Genomic DNA, 19,209 nt, shown 5'->3' with positions numbered 1-19,209 from the left:
TAATGGCCGGAAGGCCTAAGGGGCTTATCTTTTCAGGCCCCTGGTTTGGTCTATCCCAAGAAACTGGTCTAACCCAATGGTTACCGCATCATGAATGCCACCGTTCTTTTTAACCAGCTCCATTGCAGTGCGGACATGTTTTTCCGTTCCATGATCCAATAAGAGGGCAATATTTTTAAGGTCTTTAAAATCGTCAACGGATAGTGTCAGCGCTTTTTGGTGTAATAAATCGTAGATTTCGCCGGGCTCTTTGAATGTAAGCAGCGCACTGGCACTGTAAAAACCAACCTCGTGGTCGTCAAAACCTACATAAAATTCGTCCGTGTCTAGGATCGCTGCCGTTATAAAGCCGATCTCACCCTGTTTATTTGCCGGGTCATCTTTAAGATCAGGGTGTACCAACAGGTAATCGGGTAGCTGTATCTCATTTGAATCTTTTTTCATTTCTTCATGGATGCTTTAACTGGTGAAGCAGATGGCGGCGGTTTGAACGCCAATACCATTTCCTGTATCTGCTGGGTGATATGGTTGAAATTCTGGCGCAGTTTTTCATCTGTTTTACCACCGAAGTCATAAAAAGTGGGCAGGGACTTATATCCCATTTCTTCCCGCCGGATCTCTTCCATATCGAGATTGATGCGGCAGTTGACCGCAGATGTTTCAAAAGCGCCCGTATATTTTTCCTGGGCATCGGCTGCAATGACGCCAACCAGCTCGCCGGAATTGAGAGAGGCTATCTTTCCCGCAGGAATAAGCACCTCCAGTTTTTCATTCAGCGAAGTAGATGTTTTGTTGCGGTCGATAGACAACCCTTCACCGATCTGTTTGGATTTACCAAAGAGGCGTTCCAGCCATTCCAGGGTTTCCTTATTCCTTACAGAGCCGGACAAGACGGTTCCGACCACGGCGGTAATGGTTGCGGCAGTATCTTTCCCGTATTGCTGATTGAACTGAGGAAGTTCTTGCAAGCCCATCAGCACAGCCACTTTATTGGATCTGGCAGTGGCAATTAAATTTTCGACCCGGTGAACGAATAAAGTAGGTACCTCATCCACGATCAGTGCGGAGGGCAGGTTGCCCTTGGTGTTGATCAGTTTGGTTATTCGGTTGATGATAATGGAATAGCAGGCCGAATTGATGTTTTGGGTGTTAGGGTCGTTGGCCAATACCAGCATTCCGGGATTTTCTTGGGCTGATATTTTAAGGTCAAAGTCATTGCCGGAGAAAACCCAATACGTTTCCTTGGTCGCCAGGCGGCTTATAAATATTTTAAGGGTACCGATCTGCCCTTCTAACTGGTCAGTTGCCTTGGCGTTATAAGCCGTCATGAAGGGCGACAATAGCGAACGCAGTTCCGGCTCGGAGGTCAGGGCATTAAAGATGTCTTCGTACGAATGGTTAAGCAGCGCCAGCACATGCGGGAAACTGGAATAGATGCCGCCTTTGTATTTGCTCATGAAGTACACACAGGAGGCCAAAAAATTAATCGCGGACTGCGTGAAGAACTGGTCGCTCCCGCCTGAGCGGTCACCCTTTTTTAAGGCTTCTACCAGCGCTTCGGCAGTTTCAGCGGCATCAGCCAGTGATTTTATATAATCTGCCCGCCAGGGATTGATACGCCTGCTTTTTTCGATGTCGTTCAAATTGATGACATGAAAGGCAAAGCCTTTCAGCTTGCCGTTCTGTTTGGCCAGCAGGTAATGATAGTAGGCAATATGTCCGAGGTCAGGGAACTTAAAATCATATAGGCATACGGCAAACTCTTTAGCAATCAGCTGACGAATAAAGGGATTAACGATGCTAAAAGATTTACCCGATCCTGGGGTACCGATGACCATCGTGCCACGAAAAACATTGCAGATGTTTATCCAGCCATGCCGAACCTTGCCTTTGTAATAAAAAAGCATGGGAATATTGACCGAGTACGGTGTGTCGATCCGCTTAACCTGTTGCATGAAGCTTTCCGCTTCCGTATTCCATTTATCCTTGCCTAATCCTGAGTGGATGAACTTGGAAATATTGTCCATCGAAAGGCTTACCAGGAGCGCTCCCGTGAATGAGCAGGCCATATACAGCAGGTCATACCAGCTGGTATAGGCGAATGCCAATGGGGACGCACGCCCCCTGCAAACAAGGCTGCCGAAGAACAAAAACAGACCGGCCGTAAGCGGGTAGATGATATGTTTTTTAGGGTCGAGGTCTGTTTTCTTTTTTGCCAGCGTACCAATGCTGACCAGGCAGATCAAGCCAAACGTTGACAGCTTGCTGTAGACCAGGTCAGCGTAAATAACAAGTCGGCTGATCTTGTCGAGCGGGGTATTAAAAATACCCCAGAAAGGAGCATCATGATAAATAAAAATGGCCGCTTCTAAAGCTATGGACAGGTAAATGGCGCACTGCAAAAAACCATGCAGTTTTTGCTGCTCCCTGGTTTCTTCCATGATAAAAAGGTATTAAATAAAAAAAGCCACCGGAACTTGCGGTGGCTTGTGATAATGGATGAACCTAACGCCCAATCTTTCGTTGTTCATTTTGTTCATTATTATCGCTAAGCAGTTTTTGCTTTTGATGTAAGTCCAGCAAAGTAGCCAGTTGATGGCCGTCAGGCACTTCGGCAAAAATGATATGTTCAGGAAAAACAGCCGGAGGGTTGAACGGATCAAACTCATGCGGGAACGGCACCTGGACGACAGTTGTATCAATGTAGATACCCGTTTTACCATCCCGCTTAAACACATCAGCGAAATAGATCATGTTCCAGCAGTTTTCGATATCGCGAAAAGCTTTACGCCTTTCGTCAACAAAGAAGTCCTTTCCGGCGATCTGTATCACCGGAAGATCTGTCGGAAAATCCTTGCGCCAGCCCGGCCGTGTTTCATCCAGCCTGGCATTTCTTCCCTGCGGGTCCATCGCGTCAAAGGGGTAAAACCAAAATAGTTTTACCTGTTCAGGTATCTCCCCGGTTAGCGGGCCGTCATATACCTGTTTGCTATCGGTATCGTACCATAACTCATAGTGATCCTCCAAACACATCATGTCGAAAAGATCGAGCTGATTTTCGGGTTTGTCTACCTGGACCAACGCCATTAAATAACCGTTTACAAAAAATGAAGTGCCCTCCAGCTCAATTACCGGGAAAGGGCCGCTATAGTTACCTGTTTCATTCATGATTTTTAATGATTATCAGCGTCTGACAGCAACCGTTACTGATTCAGTTTCCTCGGGTTCCTGTTCGATCTTTAACTGTTCGGCCTGTGCCTGCTTTTCCTTTTCGGCGATCTTTTGACTGATCTCCAACTCCAGTTTTTCCACTTCCCTTTTCAGTGAGGCCAGCTCATACTCCTTGTCAAATGGCCGTAGGGAAAGTTCTCTGACCTCGGGGATCTGTTTATCGATACCGTCCACTTCCTTTTCGTAGCGTTCGGCCATACCGATAACCCTATTGATGGCATCCAGGAAATAGCGCGCAGCCAGTTTGGGGTTGTCGATATTTGGTGCCCCGCCATTCTGCATGTACTTAATACCTGTGGCGCGGCTTTCCGCATAAAGTGAGGTAACATGTTCGATCCTGCTGGAAAAGCCGGTTTCAACGGTTTGCAGCTTTTTCCTGATATAGAGGTCAAAGCCATACAATTCGCCTAAATGAAGTTCAGGCTTGGTGAAGTCCGTTGGCTGCCAGTTTTTATACAGGTCGATCAGCTTATTGCCGATGGCAACCGGATCTGAATAAACACCATCATTCAGCTTTAAGGGGTTTAATTTTGTTCCGTCCTCGTCAAGCTTTAATACCTGCCTGTAGATAGCTTCATCTTTACGAACAAGTTCCAGTGTTTGCCCGGTTTCCCGGCTTTTCTTCTCCAGATCCTCTAACAGGTAGCGGCTTCGTGAAACCTCTTTGAAATGTGCGCCTTTATAACCTTCCAGTTCAGCAACCTTCTTTTCCAAACGGGTTTTTTCCAGTAAGGAAGTGTCGCCGGATAATATGGCGATGTATTCAGAAAAGCTCATGCCGCTTTGTTCATCCATCGCTCCTTCGTCGAGTGTACGTACAGACAACTGGTTATTTTTCATCTGACTGATGAAGATCTGCTTGTTTTTAAGCAGGTTGAATTTGTAATTGTCCAGTGATTGCTCCACCGCGTAAATGAAATTCCTGACCTTGTTGCCGTAAAATTTCTTGGCCAGCCAGTTACCTTGCCTTGCTCCGCGACCATCGCGTTGCTCCAGCTCTGAGGGTTTCCACGGTATGTCCAGATGATGCATGGCAACGATACGTTCCTGGACATTTAGGCCGGTACCGGCTTTCTCGGTACTGCCGATCAGTATCCGGATCTCCCCGGCGTTCATCTTTCTAAAGAGCTCTTTACGTTGCTTATCTGTAGCCCAGTTATGGATAAAGGTGATCTGGTTTGCCGGGATACCGAAGTCCGTTACCAGTTTATCAAGTAGCGCGTCATACACGTTAAACTCTTCGGGCTTTGGGGTGCCGATGTCGCTAAAAATGATCTGCGTGCCTTTGTGCGACGTGCTTTCATGATAGATCTCCGCAACATTACGGGCGCAGACATTCACCTTGTTGCCGGGATGGTCACCGTATTTATCAGGATTGACCAGGCGCATATCTACCGCCATTTTTTTGGCATAGTTGGTGGCGATGAGCATGCGGCCCTTGTCTTCATCCCTGGTCAGGGGACGTCTACCGATCACGGTGGCATCGCCAGTTTTGGCGAAGGCCATCAGCCGCTTTATAAAATCCTGTTGATCCGGCGTTGGCTTAATGTTCACCAGGGTCTCTTCTATATCCGGCTTATCGAGATTGATATGTTTGGCCGTTTTATAATCGGTGATCTGGTTATAAAACATGGCCAGCTCCGGGACTTTGATAAAGTGGCGGAAACGCTCTTTTGCCCTGATCTCGTTGGTTACCGTAAATTCAAAATCGACGGTTTTACGGGCATAAACTGCCGCCCAGGCATCAAAGTTTGAAATTCGCTGCCTTTCCAGCTCGCGCGGCCGGAGGTATTTGAAGATCAGATACATTTCGGTCAGGCTGTTGGAGATCGGCGTGCCGGAAAGGAAAGTAGCGCATAGATCGGTATCGAAGCGCTCCTGTAAAGTGCGAATGGCAAAAAGCATGTTGAGGGCTTTTTGGCTACCGGCGATATTGCCTAAACCGGCAACTTTGGTATGCCTGGTCGTGAACGTCAGATTCTTGAATTTATGAGACTCATCAATAAACAGGTGATCTACGTTCATTTCCCGGAAATTGATCCCGGTATCCTTGCGTTGCTCTATCGCCTCGATGACGGCTTTGAGTTTAGCTTCGAGATTTTCCTTGCGGATCTCCAATCCCTTAAGCATTTCCTTGCTTATTTCTTCACCGGCATCCTGAACGGCCAATAAATCAAGCTCGGTGTTATCCAGTTCAATTTCGAGGATCTGCCGTTGTATTTCCGGCGCTTGTGGTATTTTTCCGAACTGGTCATGCGTTAAGATAATGCAGTCCCAATTGTTATTTTTGATCTCGTGAAAGATCCTTTTGCGCTTTGCCGGTTCAAAATCGGTTTCACCCGGCGCCAACAATTTGGCTTTGGGATAAGCCAGGCGAAAGGTGTCCGTTATCTGCTGCACATTGGCCTTTAGGGCAATGATCATGGGCTTATGCACGATGCCGAGCCTTTTCATTTCCATGGCGGCAATGATCATTGTCAGCGTTTTACCTAAGCCTACCTCATGATCGATGAGGCCGCCATTATTTTGGATAACGCGCCAGGCGGCGTTTCGCTGGGAGGGATACAGGTCAGCGATCTTTAAGGCTTTAAAGTCAAGCCCCGGAAATGTTAAGTGGCTGCCGTCAAATTCCCGGAGTGCGTAACAGTTATAGGTATCGTTATAGAGCTTCTCTAAATACTGTTTGTCCTCGTTGGGAAGTTCGAGCAGCCATAGCAGGTAACGTGTCCTTATGGTATCGATTTTCCGGTGGGCATTTTGAATGGCCTCGGTGTCGGGCACCCTTACCGTTTTGCCGTATTGTTCTACCGGGTAAGTAAAATGCGGATTCGTGTTCAGCAGCGCATATTCCAGTAAGGTGCGGCCGGTAACCTTATTGCTTTCCTTGGGCGTTACGGAAAACTCTTCATTAGTGATCGTGTTGCCTTTTTTGCCGTAGCTTACCTTATAATCATCTAAGGAACCCAGGTACTTGATCGTTGTATCCAGTTTGAACAGGTCGGTTGCAAAACGCTGATAGTAATCGATAGGCACCCAACGCTCACCGAGGTTAAAATCCAACCTTTCAAAAGGTATTCGCTCCGGCTGCACCCGCCGGATAGCAGCAAGGCTTCTTGCGAACTGTAAGTTTTGCGGCTGCTCTTCGGCAAGGTTTTCGGCAGCCTTCATTTTTGCGACAACATCGCCCGACAAGTAGTTGTCCGTTGTTTCCCACGATCCTGTTTCGGGGTTTAACAGAATTTGTTTTTCGAGTTGAATGATGGCCTCATCGTCGGTTAACCCAGTGATCTGGCAGATCAGCGTAAGATCCACGCGACCGGTATCATTCAGGCAGCGGGCCAGGGCTTCGGCGGGGTCATCGGTTTTCAGCATTTCTTTTTGCTGAAAAAGCGGCCCGTAAAAGATATCCGACCGGATAAACCTTTCGCCCTCCTTTATTTCCAGCGAGGACAGCGTTTTAAAGCCTAAAGCCGCATCGTTAAGTATGCGGTTCCGGTTTGCATTTTTATTGAGCTCGCCATGTTTGGCTAAAAAAGCATCGTAATAAAAGTTAAGTGACTTTCGCAGCTCGGGGAACTGGATCGCGTGTTCATTTTCGTAGCCGGAAAGTTCCAGGTAAATATCCCGCAGCGTCAAATAATCCTCATAGAACGGTAGCTCTGGCTGCGGATCGAGCGGGTTAAATTTCGCCTCAAAATTGTGGGGTTCACCGATGAGACCAAGCTTGCCCTGAAATATGACCAGCGTATCCCTGGTATAAAAGGGCTTCAGGTCTGTAAAAGCCTTTGGCCTGTCCGGCAGTAATTTGAAAGCGGGCTCTAAAGTAGCATCACCTTCATACCGGTAATCATGACCGTAATGCTTTAGCTTTAGTGAAAGTGCGTCCAGTTCCTGACCAAGGCTTAACCCAGTCATCCATTTTGCGGGAAATGAAATTTCAGAGAGGTTGCTAAAAAGTTTATAGCTATACTTATTATTCGCTTTGGCGCGCGCGGTCACCAGGACAATGCTGTCATGCTGCGGCTTGCCGGTAGTCCTGATGGTGCTGATAATTCGTGCAGTTCCGGCATCTACGAATTGTTTATCCAGGTCGTCGAGGTATGCCACCGCTTTGTTATCCTCGGGTTTAGTTACCGGTGCATCAAACAAACCCAACTGTCCTAAGTTTAATGTGGGCTTTTCCGACTTTTTTTCCAAGACTGGTACCGGCAGAAAGGTAAACTGGCTAAGTTGTGCCTGTTTTTGGTCAAAAGAGATGGCCTCCCATTTGGCATAGTTGAGGTTTGTAAACCCTGCGATCAGTTGTTCCTTTAATAAAGGGACGATGTCCTGCATGTCACCGTTTTGCCAGGCGATCCTTGCGGCTTTTCCCCTGGCGTTGGTGCCCTCAATAACTTCGTCGGCATAGACCAATTCGTTTTTATCGGCTAGCCAGGCATTCAGAAAATATTTGCCAAAGGGGTTTGCTACTTCCACCGTTTCGATCAGCTGGCTTTCAGCCTCGGTAAGTATATCCTTAGCGTCATTTTTCTGTACAAGGATGAGGTGCATACCCACTTCGACATTGGCATGTTCCTTCATCAGGTTGGCAGGCAACACGGCGACGGTTAGCAGGTCTGCTGAAGTAAATAAATATTTGCGTGCGGTCTCGTTCGATGGGTTATTCAGGAACGCATCGGTTACGATATAAGCTAAAATGCCGCCATCTTTGATCTTATCCAATCCTTTTGCAAAGAAGTAGGTATGCACCTTGGCGGAGATACCGCTTTTGTTGTAAGCAGGGTCATGAACAGCGATCTTGCCAAAAGGGATATTGCTGATGACCAGGTCAGATTGCGCTTTTTCAGTAACGGAAGTTTCTTCCAGCTTTTTGATCTGCACCTCGACCGGGATATCATGCACCGAACTAATGGCGGTCAATATTCTGCCGGTCAGGATATCCTTCTCCACGGCATTTATTTTTTCAAGATCAGGAAAGGCCTGTACCGCCTCGTCAACAAAAACACCGGCACCTGCACTTGGTTCATATAGGCGCTTTGGAACGATACTGCTTTCCTGCATAGCGGCATAAATCGCCCGGGGGATGTAATCTGGTGTATAATAGGCCGTTTGAGAGCTGCTTTTTAAAGCATCTATTGCTTCCTTATACTCCTTAGCAGTCAGCTTTTCCTGTAACAAACTGTGCAGCTCCATGACCTGGGGGTATAGCTTTAGGTCTGCCTTTGAGGCCCCGAATTTCTCCCATCCCTTTATTTCGCCCGGAGGAAAAAGCACCGCTTTCAGACCGCCGAAACCGGCGTATTTTTTTAGTGTTTCTAAATCTGCCAGCGAGAGTTGCTGGCCGGAAAAGTCCAGCGCTATCCGGATGGCCGCAATATTGTCTGCCATCTTCCGAACCGGATTAAATGCCATATCACACCTCCTGTAAATAATCTGCTATGGTGCCGATCACTTCATATTTTAAGAAGCGGTCGTCCTCGTCCAGGCCTTTGATCAAAGGCGCGCATAATTCGAGGATATTAGTAAGCTCGTAGTGGAGAATCCCGTGGTTGGAAAAGCGCAGGTAGGCCCTGATAAACTCCTCTTCCAACACAAGCTTTACATAATCGTAGGCTATGGAATCATTCATAATAAATTATAAAGGAATTAATTAGGGAGCGTATCTGCATCCAGTATGTCCTGGTAAGATATACTCAGGGTCACGACGCGGCCTGAAAGCTGCTTTTCGCTCAGTTCGGCGTGGAGCACCTTATTCCCGGGGAATGACATCTTTTTAAATACAAAGATGTTCCGGTAATTTTTGGAGAAGGCGGGTGGACTAAACAGCACGAACTCCGGTTTAACTTCCACCGATTGGTTATTGGCTGCCTTGGTCACTTTTTTATCATCCACCTTGAACCGGAAATCAGCAATGTCGTATTTCAGGTTGGTTTTATTATGATAGCCGATATCCAGGAAAATATAATCGCCAACCGTATAAACATGGTTTAATTGACCTTTGATGCCAAAGGCTTTTACCTTTTCCATGCGCTTATCAGGGCTTTTGGCAATCAGGCTGAGTGCTAAACCTTTTAATTGGTTTTGAGATAGGCCGATTCCGGAAATATCCAGCGGCCTCATATCCTCGGGAACGATATTGATTTCTGTGGGAACACCCGGAAAACCCGGCAATAGCTTGTATTGCGCAATAAATTTTTCGCCCGCGACAGTAACCACGGAACCTAAAAAGCTTTTTAGAGAATCGCGCAATTTTAACCGCAGCACATTTTTCAGCGGTAAATCACCAACCAGGTCTTTGGTTGAAATATCTACATATTGTATAGGCTCGGGAGAAACGAAATGTATGGTCAGGTTTTCCGGGAGGTAAACTACGGGTAGTTTATTCTGGGCGTAAAGTGATGGGGCGCATAGCACCAATAGATATAATAAGATCGTTTTCATGTTTATTTATGTTTTTAATAATCGTATACAGTCAAAATGAGTACTGCTCAGTTAATAGGACTTTTGGGCGTTTTGCAACGCGTCGGTGTCGATCAGATAGAGGTAGGAATTGTATTTAAGCTTCGCCTTGTTTTTGCGGATGAGGTCGGCGATGGCTGATGAGGTGGATTGAAATACTTTATCCAGCGAGCTCATGATAAACTGGCTATTACCGGAACTGCCATCTATGGTTACGCCCTGCACGGAATTGCTACCCAAATCTTTCGTAAAGTCACGAAATGCAGATGATGGTACATACAGGCCGGGTAATCCATCCATATCATAGATATCCAATTTGACAGGAAGGATCTTCCCGTCATACAGGATGGATGTTACCGACAGCGTAACACGCTGCTCTGTAAAGCCGCTGACCAGGGCGAAAAGGTAAGTGCCTTTTTTAATCAGGCTATTACCTGCCTTAATATCTTCCAACAGTTTTAACCGTAAACGTGATCCTGCATACCCGGTCACATTTTCGTCGATCACTGCACTAATAAAAGCAGGCTCCTTATCCGGCAGAACGGTATTAAAGTCCGTGGAAATGGCATCAGCTTTTTCAACCGAAAGTTTGACCTGGCTTTGTTTTAGCTTGGCAACTTTATCAGCAGCTTGTTTTTTCTTTAACTCATCTTTATAGGCCGGGTCATTCCCTTTATTGATACTATCCATGATGGCCATTTGTGCTTTGAAAACTTCCATCGGATCTTTTTCCTTCGTTACAGCAACAACCGGATGCGAGGGATTAGCCTGCCTGTGTTGCATTGCTTCAATTGCTTTGGCAACCTGCTGGTCATGTGATAAGCCTGTTGGTTGTTCTTGCCTCACACCCGTAGAATTACCTGTACCGAACTTTAGCTTCATGGCTTGCTGAATAGAATCCAGCTTTTTCTTTTGCTGATCAGAATAGTCATTGTTAAAAGCGGGGTTACTTGAATTTTCACGAGGGATCACATTTACGGCTGTTAAGCCATCGGCCTCTTTGTAGGTGCTCCTGTAGGCGTCGAGCTTATCCGTCAATTGTTTCTTTCGGACATCCGCTGAAACGTTACCCACAGAACCATTCAAGCCGACTTTTTCGCTAACTGCCTGCTTTGGTTTGGAAAACCCGCTATGCCAGACATAAAAGAAAAGACATAAAAAGGGCAACAGGATGAGCGGCAGCATATATTTAGGCTGCTTAAAATTAATTTCCATCGTTTTCTATTTAAGTGTTTGGTGAATTTTGGATAGGCGATCAAGGGCACTATCCAGTAAAGTGCTGTCTACTGCTGAAAGCTGTTTTTTGGCGGTCAGGCTATCCACCAGCTTTTTAAGTTTCATGGTTTCCCGGATATTGCCGGTCGCCTGTAAGATCTGGCGAAAGCCATCCTCCACCGGGTTAACTTTTTTGACAACGGTTATATTGGCTTTTTCGGATTTGCGAAAAACAGTAAAAGACAACACGAATGATAGTGCCATCAGGAAGATCATGGCACCCATAATGAACCTGGGGTAGGCATTTGCCAGGCGCCTGGCTGCGTTCCCGGCAATAGCGAAATAGCTATCAAATTCTTTATGTATTTCGCTGTACAAAGTATCCCTGGGATCTCTGTTAGAATGTATTCTTTTCCACATCTTGCAGGTCTTTATTTTCAAGGGTTTTCCAATTGGTGATCAGGACTCCGTGCGGGTTATTATCACTTCGCGGGATATCCTTCAGGTACCCCTCCGTTATCAGGGAACGGACCACCGTAGAGCTGCGGCGGTCAATTTTAAGTTTGCCGTAATAGCGGAAATAATGTTTAGGAAAATCCACCCAAATGGAATCTGTTTGCAGGGTTAGTACTGAACTTGAAGAAAGGATAGAGTTAAAAAAACCATTTTCCTTCAAATTATTGTATTGCTCCATCCCGGATTGATCGACGAGATACATGGCCTTTTTCATTTGGTATTCCATGTAATTATCATCCGGGGTTAAGGAAAAGAAAAGGGAATGAAAAAGGTCAACATCCGCCCTGTATTCAGCGGGGCGGTTCATTTGCACATCGGTTTGGCGGGCAAGAATCGGGATATTATTATCCAGGATATAAATACTTTTCTGTGCATTGGAAACCATTTTGTAGGCATAAAGACAATTTATACCGACAATGATGAGCGAAGTCAGCAGGCTACCGGCTGCAATGAAAGTGGCTAACCTTATTTTGGCTTCTATATTTTTTATGATCATTATTAAAAGCGTTAAATAGAAAAGGCCGGCCCGCACCTGCGGATCAGCCTGACATCAAAGGAGAAAGAGAAATGAAGATTTTAAAAGAAGCTGCCGGTTGCTTTCCTGGCCATACTTACCACGGTACCTGCGCTGCGGCCAAAAGTGGAGGTAGCAGAACTGATACCGGAGGTCGAGATGATCCAGGTAGAGATACTGGGCACGGTGAACATGCAGATAGCGCCAATCAGAAATACAATAATTACCGTACCGAAGGATAAGATGCCATTACCGGCAAACCAGGCCATCTTTTCGAGATTGGCACTCAATCCATTTTCACCAACCAGCTCCTTGTACTTGCTGATTTCTGAAGTTAAGGCATATTCCTGCATTAGCCCGGTAAGATACATGATCAGGTAAGCTATCCCGCTATAAAGGTTAACCGAAATAAAACGGGCGATCCAGGTGCTGAAGCTATCGCGGAATGCCGGCAGGATGCTCACGGCTACAGCGAAAGGGCCAAGAATAATCAGAATAGAGGAGTAAATGATCTGTATCATAAAAATGATGTACACGGCCAAACGTAAGATCCATATGCCCAATAGTTCAAGCAGTTGTGTAAAGAGCAATTGCATACCCACGGTAAGCCGGTTCTTTAATTCAAGTAACGGAGAAACAACGCTGCTGATACCCTCCTTAACGGTACTGGTTACCGAATCCCAGGCTTGTCCATACCAGGTGTCGCTTTCTTTTTCAGCGACCTCGGTTTGAGCCTGATAAGTATATAGGGAATTGGCAACAGCAAGCATCAGGTTTGACCTGTTTAGCCGCAAATTATCAACAATGGTTTGCTCACTGTTAAACATCTGTTCCGTTTGATTAGTCACCAGGTCAGTAGGGAATGCGATCATCTTAGTGAACGCGCCCCACCATAATATAACCATTGCCAAACCGAACGGCCGTAACAACGGCATAATTTCCAATTGCTTGTCACCTACCATCATTTCGTATGATTTAATGGCAAAAAAGATGATCATAAATATGGCGGCAAGTGCTTTAGCATCTGTAATAAACAGGCCGAAATGCGTCCATACGGAATCTTTAAGCCCTTTTAAAAAAACCATTACACCGGCTTCATAAACCCCGTCGCCCTGTAGAAACTGCAAAGTTTTGGTATTGTCGGTATTGGTTGTTGTTTGGGCAAATACTGCGGATATACATAAACATAGCAGTACTGCTAAAATTATTTTCCTTTTCATTGCAGATGTTGTAAAACTTTATTTGCGATCTGGATGTCTGTTTGTGGCGTCCAGTTGGTGACGGTAACCTGTCCAGCTTGTAACTTCTGCTGTTGGGCGGTCATATTTAGCGTGGCTTGCGCCGATGAGGTTCGGATTGCCCAGACTCCGGCCAGCCTGCGGTATTCCATCAGGTAGCGGTGATAAGCCAGGATGCGCGCACCACGATCCATCGTAGTCGTATGAGCTGCATTGATACGTTCCTTTAACATGTCCAGCTCATTTTTGTACCAGCTATACAAGCCTTCGGAAACCAGTTTTGTGCTGACCTGGGGGGCGAGTCCGGCTAAGATGGACGCCATTGAATAATTAAGCACCGGTTTCAGCTCTTTGCTGTAATAGAGTTGCCATAAAGGGTCTGCATCGGAAATCAGTCCTGATTGATTGGCGATTTCGGATAATGCGGTATTCCTAACTGTATCTGATTGGAGTTTATACTTATTATCTGTTGTATTCATAGCTGCAACTAACGCAAGGCGTTGTGTTTGTGGTCCGGCTGCGCTAAGTGGTCGGAGGTCTGTTTTATGATAATTGGGATGAAACAGCCCCCAGGTGAGCCAGTAATACGGGTTAAGACTTAGAAATCCCGCTTTGGGTTCAAACTTATTCTGGTCCCATTGCAGGTAGACCATACGTTCCTCCTGGTATCGGACGGCTTTATCCTGCGCAACGGCCTGGCCGAAACAATGATGTATCAGCGCCAGCATTAAAAATGGCAGTGGAATTAAGAATTTTTTCATGATTCAATTGTTTTTGTAAGTGTATTCAAGCATCATCCAACTATTGGGACTGATGGTTATTGGTGTAAATATTTAGCGTTTTGAATGATCTGATCAACAATCCGGGTGTCCTGACTGATGAAATTGGCAAACGGGTTGAGCGAAGCGATAACGCCGCGTTCCTTTGCCCAGTACATGGCTTTCCAGGTACCATAGGCTAAGCCGTCCAATATTTGCAATTGAGTAATAACCTTGCTTAATAGCTGGTCGCGGGAGTTATAGTCTGCCAAAACGTTGTTGCCCTCTTTGAGTACATAGCCGGAAACATCGGTTACCAATGCCAGTGACCTCGTTCGCATTTCAGAAGCCATATTCCCGGCAAAGACGAGTAGGTATGGCTCACTTTTGGCCATCGCCAATGCCTGATTAATATACCCCGTCATGTCAGCAATGATCACCGCTATGTTTTTTACTGCAAGCCCGTCCTTTAAAGCTGAATTGACATTAGATAGCCCATTATAGATCATAGTTTGCGCGAGGACTACGGAACCTACATTGGTATTCAGGTCATTGATGTTATTATTAATCTTGCCGAGATACTGGTCATGGGTCACTTCTGCGCTGCTCCTTACGGCGGCATTCTGGGAAACAGCAATCAGGTGCTGGTAATCGATCACGTATTCCTGCGCCTTTACATATTGGAAACATATCAGTAGCACGCTGACAAACCATAAGTTTTTCATTTTAAGTATTTGGCATTTTGAATGATATCACTGCCGATAGACTTATCGGCATCTATAAAATTCTGAAATGGGTTTGCGGCCCGTAACAACGAGGCGAGGCTGGAATACTGCATCATATTGAGCATGTTTCCGGAAAGGTCCTGGATGTTGCTTAATTCAGAAATTACAAAATCAAAAAGCAGTTTTCTATCGGAGGCTTTCATCTGGTTCACATCACCCAGTGATAGGCTGAGCCCGGTCACATAAGCTACCAGGCTTTTTGCCTGACCGGCAAATTGCAAGGCAGATTGGTAACCGATGGCGATTAATGCAGGATTTTTCTGCACCAGTTGGACGATCTGCGACTGATTACTAACGATGCGTTCCACCATGGGTGTCGCATAAATCCCGATGTCGGCGATGTTGATGGCGGTACCAAGGGTATTGTATCGCTGTTGCAAAGTGCGGTACATTTTTTTCATCTTGTCCAGCAGGGTAAGGTTAGCTTGTTCGTTTGCTGTTGCCGCCGCCTGTTGATTCTTCGCCTTTACCTGAAGATTGTTTTCAGATTCCGACTCAGCAACAAGTTGGTGGAGTGCTGGGATGTCAAGTATCTTTTGCTGTGCTAAAGCGGGTAATCCCATACCTGTCCATAGGGTTAAAATGGCTAATATTTTTTTCATAAAAATCTGATTAAGTGTCGTTGCGCTGAAACACGTCCCAGCCAGGGCGCTGGCAGTTTCCAAAGATTTGTACCTTGGCCCGTGTGGGATATAAGGCTTCTATCAGGACGTAAGCGTCTTCGGGTTTTTGACCCTTGCATTTAACCATGCCTGTAAACGGTGATTCCAAAGGGTCTGGAAAATCAATTGCGGGTACTTTGTAACCGTCCTTTTGGAATACCATCAGGTACTCAAAAACTTCCGTTGTGCTGCCGCGTTTCCATTTTGGCCGTTTCCAGATAAGGTAAGTGTCATACTGATATCCGAGGCGGCCTATATATTCACGGCATTCTTCGGTGAATTTTTCGGTTACCCAAACCAGGACGACATGCTCCTGAAAAGCCAGTTCGGCCAGACAGGTTTCTATAAAGTTAAAGGCCCTGAGCGCCCGCCACGTACTGGGAGGGATACTGTCGGTCATGATCTTATTTGATCTTTTGTACGCCCTATATTGTTTCCAGGGCGGACAAATCAGGAATAATTCATATTTCATTGCTTCAGGTATTTAGCATTTGTTAAAACATCATTGGCTATCCTGACATCCTGATTTTGCCATTCTGCCCAGGGGTTTAGTGAGCGAAAAATACCGTTGATCTTCGCCCAGTACATCGCCCTGTCCATACCATAGGCTATACCGCGCAGGATGCGCATTTCATCTGCTATATGGTTCAGCATTTTACCGCGCTCACCGGAATCCATCAGGTTATTTCCGCCTTTAAGAACAAAGGCACTCACATCCGCAGCAAGGGTTGCCGCCCTTGTTTCAAAGTCGCGGGCACCCTGCTCTGCGAATAGCAATAATACGGGGTCGGATTTGGCAAGCTTTACAGATGCCTCCACATCGCTGATAATATCAGTGCCGCATTCGGCGATCTCTTTGATGGTTGTCAGGTTATTGATGACTGATGCTACCTGGCTCAGTCCCTGGTAGATCTTATTTTGAAGGTCATTTACGATAACAAGCTGACCGGTTACCGCCAACTGGCCTTTTTGGATGAGGTCAAGTTTATTATTGGTCGTATTCAACTGGCCGTTGATCACACCTGCGTTAACAGCTATCGCAGCCGATACGGCCGGGTCAACGGTCAGTGTCTGCGCATGCGCATTGCAAATGCAAACGCATAGTACAATGCCTAAAAATGAATTTTTAAATAGGTTGTTATTCATGGTTGCTGATTTTGATTAACCTGTGAAATAAAGGCAGGTAAAGATTTACCGCTGCCTTTAAAGTCCCGGATAAAGGCATCCAGGCCATCCGGGTAAGAACCGAAACGGCTGGTGTAACTTTCCACCGCCGATTTCTCCGGTTTTTCTGTAGTATAAGTAAGGTATTGCTGCAACGACACTTCTACGCCGTAAACTTCGCCAACAGCGCCGCGACGGATATATACCTCTTTAAACCGACCCCGATTTTCCGTGTTGTCCAGTTGGTTAATGGTAAATATCTTACGCCTTTCCGTTTCGTTGATGGATAGCAAGGCGGCAATATCATTATAATTGTCTTTAAATTTAGTTTGGTCCAGCAGGCAGATGGTATCTGAATTATTAATGATACTATCCTTAACCACAACGTTTCCGATGATGTCACCAAGTTCCTGGGTGACGACTATGGCTTCACCCCAAAATTTCCGTACAGTTTTGTAGAGGTACAAAAGATAGCCTGCCATAAGCGGGCTTGCGATGGCTTTCCATGCTTCTTCGACCACTAAAGCTTTCCGCCTGTTCGACCGGTAACGCATTTTTTGGATAAAGACGTCCATAATGGTGAGTGTGACGAGTGGAAAGAGCGTCTTATTTTCCTTAATGGAATCAATTTCATACACAATAAAGCGCTCGGTAAACAATGATTTATCGGTGTCCTCATTCAGTAACCGGGCAAACTCACCCCCCTTGTAAAACTTTTTAAGGACATATTTAAATTCGTCAAAATCAAACACGATCCTTTCCTCGGTCTTGATCTCCGGAATTTTTTCCAGTGCGAATTCATAAAAGGTATTGAAGCTTAAATCACCATTTTCAGCAAAGAATGTGCTGTAGTAGGCTGAGATCACATTTGCGATTACATCGCGTTCCACCGGGCTTAGCGTTCCTTCGGCACCCTTCCAGGTTACCCCGATCAGTGTACAGAGGAAATCCTTCTTTTCTATGTTATATTCCGCCTCGGTGATACGGAACGGGTTCATTGTGATGGGGTTTTTATCGGTGTAAGTGATATATTTCCCATTGTAGTAAGAACATAGGCCAGAATAAGAGTGGCCGGTATCCACGATCACCATATCCATGTTATAGAGCATGTACTGCTCTATAAGTGCATTCATAAAAAAGCTTTTACCTGAACCGCTGGGGCCGAGTACAAACTTGTTCCGGTTATTGATGCGGCCCGTCCGCATGGGCAGATCGGCCGGGTCCATGCCTACAGGGATACCCTGCCGGTCAGTAAACTTTATCAAAAAATCGGAAGGCTCATCCTTTGGCAGGGATTCTTTAAAGAAAAAGCAGATCGCTGCATCACAGGTAGTCAGGAACCAATCGTATTCCTTTAACTCTACGCCGTTCCCCGGCAGCGCGGTACGAAAAAGTTCCAGTTGGTTGTAGGCATTTTTACTGGGGATGATCCCTAACTGGAAGAGCGAGCTTTCCACAAAATTGACGGCCTTTTGAATGGCGGCAACTGGAGCAGCCACCAGGATATTAAAATGGCAATTAACGAGTAACTGGCTTTCGCGGGCTACATCATTCAGCAGTAGATCAATATCCTCCACGCATAATTGGTTGGCAGGGTCAGGTATCCCGGAATGTCTTTTCTTTTTTTGCTCCAGTTTTCTGAGCGTCACTATCTGGTTTGGTATTTCAATGACCTGGTTATAAACGATCACATCCACACCGGGCACCTTAAAGAGGAATGACATGAAATCTACGGGAAACCCACGCATGCTCTCCTTATCATTTAATTCAATGTGTGTAGAAACGTCGGGCGGAAGATCAATACTGTCAATATTGACCAGGCTGATACAGCGTAGCGACTTTTCGCCCATCCTGATCTCGGTTTCCGAGGGAGCAATGTTATCAAGAACAATATTGGACCTGCCAAAATCCATACTCAGCATTTGTAAGACCAATTGGTTCAATTGGCTTTCAATAAGTGCTTTTGCTGATGGCAGTACATCCAGGACTTTTCCGATAGCCTGCCTGAAATCACGAAGAACACGTCTGTCGTAAACATAAAACGCGCCTTTTTTTACCTGGCGCGTGATCGTTAAATAAGTGGCAACCTGCAGGCATTCCCGCCCCTCAAAATGGGCATTATATTTTTTTTGCAGGTATTCACTGGAAGGCGGGCCCTTATAGGGGGAGCGGCTGATGATGTCCTGCTTTTGCAGAAGATAGCCGTCGCCTAAGATTTTAACAACATTAATAAGCAGGTGGTGGAATTCCTCATAACCTGCCGGGTAAGCGGAATAACGGATGACAGGGTTTACCAATTGGATGACAACAGAACATTCGCCGTTGAGGCCGATGAGTAAATCGTATTCACCATCTTTATCCACTCCCGCATAGGGAATGTTAAACAAGGTTTTTACGGCCATAATGATTAAGGATGTAAATGTTTGAGGTACGGCTTTTGGAATGAAGGCCGCCTTTTTGTTTGCTGGCGGTAAAAAGCAGACCGCCGACAATAAAGCCGATCAAGACCATGGCACCAAGCCACATATTGACCAGTGACATGGTTAAAGCTCCAAATACAAGTCCGGTTAAAAGGGAAGCAAGACCCCAGTAAATGAACTTGCCTTTGAAGCCTTTGAATATAAGGGGCCGTTGCAGCCCCTTATAAACAGGATACTTCCTGGCCAT

At 45.9% G+C, this 19,209-nt stretch carries 17 protein-coding genes; all 17 read right to left on the bottom strand.

The genetic code is table 11. The features are described 5' to 3' along the window. Positions 1-24 precede the first annotated feature (24 nt). Positions 25-444 (bottom strand): hypothetical protein, encoded by a 420-nt coding sequence (locus J3L18_RS22030; protein ID WP_112570987.1) that lies wholly within the window; start codon positions 442-444, stop codon positions 25-27. Further along, positions 441-2,441, bottom strand: coding sequence for a type IV secretion system DNA-binding domain-containing protein (locus tag J3L18_RS22025; protein WP_112570989.1), 2,001 nt, complete (start codon positions 2,439-2,441; stop codon positions 441-443). Before J3L18_RS22025 ends, J3L18_RS22030 begins: the two co-directional genes overlap by 4 nt. Before the next feature lie 64 nt (positions 2,442-2,505). Further along, entirely contained in the window at positions 2,506-3,168 is a 663-nt protein-coding gene (locus J3L18_RS22020) for a hypothetical protein (protein ID WP_112570991.1), read from the bottom strand. Between the two features lie 15 nt (positions 3,169-3,183). Continuing rightward, a complete protein-coding gene (locus tag J3L18_RS22015) occupies positions 3,184-8,619 on the bottom strand; it encodes a helicase-like domain-containing protein (protein ID WP_223266072.1) in 5,436 nt (1,811 codons plus the stop codon). Between the two features lie 25 nt (positions 8,620-8,644). After that, complete coding sequence (locus J3L18_RS22010; RefSeq protein ID WP_112570995.1) at positions 8,645-8,860, bottom strand: hypothetical protein; 216 nt, start codon at positions 8,858-8,860, stop codon at positions 8,645-8,647. Between the two features lie 17 nt (positions 8,861-8,877). Continuing rightward, positions 8,878-9,672 (bottom strand): DUF4138 domain-containing protein, encoded by a 795-nt coding sequence (locus J3L18_RS22005; RefSeq protein WP_112570997.1) that lies wholly within the window; start codon positions 9,670-9,672, stop codon positions 8,878-8,880. A gap of 51 nt (positions 9,673-9,723) precedes the next feature. Beyond that, entirely contained in the window at positions 9,724-10,905 is a 1,182-nt protein-coding gene (traM, locus tag J3L18_RS22000; RefSeq protein ID WP_112570999.1) for a conjugative transposon protein TraM, read from the bottom strand. A 6-nt stretch (positions 10,906-10,911) separates the two neighbouring features. Further along, positions 10,912-11,325, bottom strand: coding sequence for a hypothetical protein (locus J3L18_RS21995; protein WP_112571001.1), 414 nt, complete (start codon positions 11,323-11,325; stop codon positions 10,912-10,914). Continuing rightward, positions 11,303-11,917, bottom strand: a complete 615-nt coding sequence (gene traK / locus J3L18_RS21990) for a conjugative transposon protein TraK (protein ID WP_112571004.1) — start codon at positions 11,915-11,917, stop codon at positions 11,303-11,305. Before traK ends, J3L18_RS21995 begins: the two co-directional genes overlap by 23 nt. Positions 11,918-11,997: 80 nt before the next feature. Continuing rightward, entirely contained in the window at positions 11,998-13,155 is a 1,158-nt protein-coding gene (locus tag J3L18_RS21985) for a TraJ family protein (protein WP_112571006.1), read from the bottom strand. Then, positions 13,152-13,934, bottom strand: a complete 783-nt coding sequence (locus tag J3L18_RS21980) for a hypothetical protein (RefSeq protein WP_112571008.1) — start codon at positions 13,932-13,934, stop codon at positions 13,152-13,154. The genes J3L18_RS21985 and J3L18_RS21980 overlap by 4 nt, the downstream gene beginning before the upstream one ends. Before the next feature lie 56 nt (positions 13,935-13,990). Further along, positions 13,991-14,656, bottom strand: coding sequence for a hypothetical protein (locus J3L18_RS21975; protein ID WP_112571010.1), 666 nt, complete (start codon positions 14,654-14,656; stop codon positions 13,991-13,993). Then, positions 14,653-15,318 (bottom strand): hypothetical protein, encoded by a 666-nt coding sequence (locus J3L18_RS21970; RefSeq protein WP_112571012.1) that lies wholly within the window; start codon positions 15,316-15,318, stop codon positions 14,653-14,655. Before J3L18_RS21970 ends, J3L18_RS21975 begins: the two co-directional genes overlap by 4 nt. Before the next feature lie 10 nt (positions 15,319-15,328). Continuing rightward, positions 15,329-15,850, bottom strand: coding sequence for an MT-A70 family methyltransferase (locus J3L18_RS21965; protein WP_112571014.1), 522 nt, complete (start codon positions 15,848-15,850; stop codon positions 15,329-15,331). Further along, a complete protein-coding gene (locus J3L18_RS21960; protein ID WP_223266071.1) occupies positions 15,847-16,524 on the bottom strand; it encodes a hypothetical protein in 678 nt (225 codons plus the stop codon). Before J3L18_RS21960 ends, J3L18_RS21965 begins: the two co-directional genes overlap by 4 nt. Next, the gene (locus tag J3L18_RS21955; protein WP_112571016.1) at positions 16,521-18,944 is read right to left on the bottom strand and encodes a TraG family conjugative transposon ATPase; all 2,424 of its coding nucleotides are present in this window, start codon (positions 18,942-18,944) and stop codon (positions 16,521-16,523) included. The genes J3L18_RS21960 and J3L18_RS21955 overlap by 4 nt, the downstream gene beginning before the upstream one ends. Beyond that, positions 18,922-19,209: a plasmid transfer protein gene (locus J3L18_RS21950; RefSeq protein WP_112571018.1), complete on the bottom strand. Its 288-nt coding sequence runs from the start codon at positions 19,207-19,209 to the stop codon at positions 18,922-18,924. The genes J3L18_RS21955 and J3L18_RS21950 overlap by 23 nt, the downstream gene beginning before the upstream one ends.

It is taken from the genome of Mucilaginibacter gossypii, from assembly GCF_017569325.2.
In the GTDB taxonomy this organism is placed as follows: Bacteria; Bacteroidota; Bacteroidia; order Sphingobacteriales; family Sphingobacteriaceae; genus Mucilaginibacter; species Mucilaginibacter gossypii.
Note: the sequence above shows the minus strand (reverse complement) of the source record. Positions and strands in the feature narration are given on the sequence as shown.

Coding starts and splice junctions, on each gene's coding strand:
- J3L18_RS22030 (WP_112570987.1), bottom strand. CDS start 444: ATGAAAAAAGATTCAAATGAGATACAGCTACCCGATTACCTGTTGGTA.
- J3L18_RS22025 (WP_112570989.1), bottom strand. CDS start 2,441: ATGGAAGAAACCAGGGAGCAGCAAAAACTGCATGGTTTTTTGCAGTGC.
- J3L18_RS22020 (WP_112570991.1), bottom strand. CDS start 3,168: ATGAATGAAACAGGTAACTATAGCGGCCCTTTCCCGGTAATTGAGCTG.
- J3L18_RS22015 (WP_223266072.1), bottom strand. CDS start 8,619: ATGGCAGACAATATTGCGGCCATCCGGATAGCGCTGGACTTTTCCGGC.
- J3L18_RS22010 (WP_112570995.1), bottom strand. CDS start 8,860: ATGAATGATTCCATAGCCTACGATTATGTAAAGCTTGTGTTGGAAGAG.
- J3L18_RS22005 (WP_112570997.1), bottom strand. CDS start 9,672: ATGAAAACGATCTTATTATATCTATTGGTGCTATGCGCCCCATCACTT.
- traM (WP_112570999.1), bottom strand. CDS start 10,905: ATGGAAATTAATTTTAAGCAGCCTAAATATATGCTGCCGCTCATCCTG.
- J3L18_RS21995 (WP_112571001.1), bottom strand. CDS start 11,325: ATGTGGAAAAGAATACATTCTAACAGAGATCCCAGGGATACTTTGTAC.
- traK (WP_112571004.1), bottom strand. CDS start 11,917: ATGATCATAAAAAATATAGAAGCCAAAATAAGGTTAGCCACTTTCATT.
- J3L18_RS21985 (WP_112571006.1), bottom strand. CDS start 13,155: ATGAAAAGGAAAATAATTTTAGCAGTACTGCTATGTTTATGTATATCC.
- J3L18_RS21980 (WP_112571008.1), bottom strand. CDS start 13,934: ATGAAAAAATTCTTAATTCCACTGCCATTTTTAATGCTGGCGCTGATA.
- J3L18_RS21975 (WP_112571010.1), bottom strand. CDS start 14,656: ATGAAAAACTTATGGTTTGTCAGCGTGCTACTGATATGTTTCCAATAT.
- J3L18_RS21970 (WP_112571012.1), bottom strand. CDS start 15,318: ATGAAAAAAATATTAGCCATTTTAACCCTATGGACAGGTATGGGATTA.
- J3L18_RS21965 (WP_112571014.1), bottom strand. CDS start 15,850: ATGAAATATGAATTATTCCTGATTTGTCCGCCCTGGAAACAATATAGG.
- J3L18_RS21960 (WP_223266071.1), bottom strand. CDS start 16,524: ATGAATAACAACCTATTTAAAAATTCATTTTTAGGCATTGTACTATGC.
- J3L18_RS21955 (WP_112571016.1), bottom strand. CDS start 18,944: ATGGCCGTAAAAACCTTGTTTAACATTCCCTATGCGGGAGTGGATAAA.
- J3L18_RS21950 (WP_112571018.1), bottom strand. CDS start 19,209: ATGGCCAGGAAGTATCCTGTTTATAAGGGGCTGCAACGGCCCCTTATA.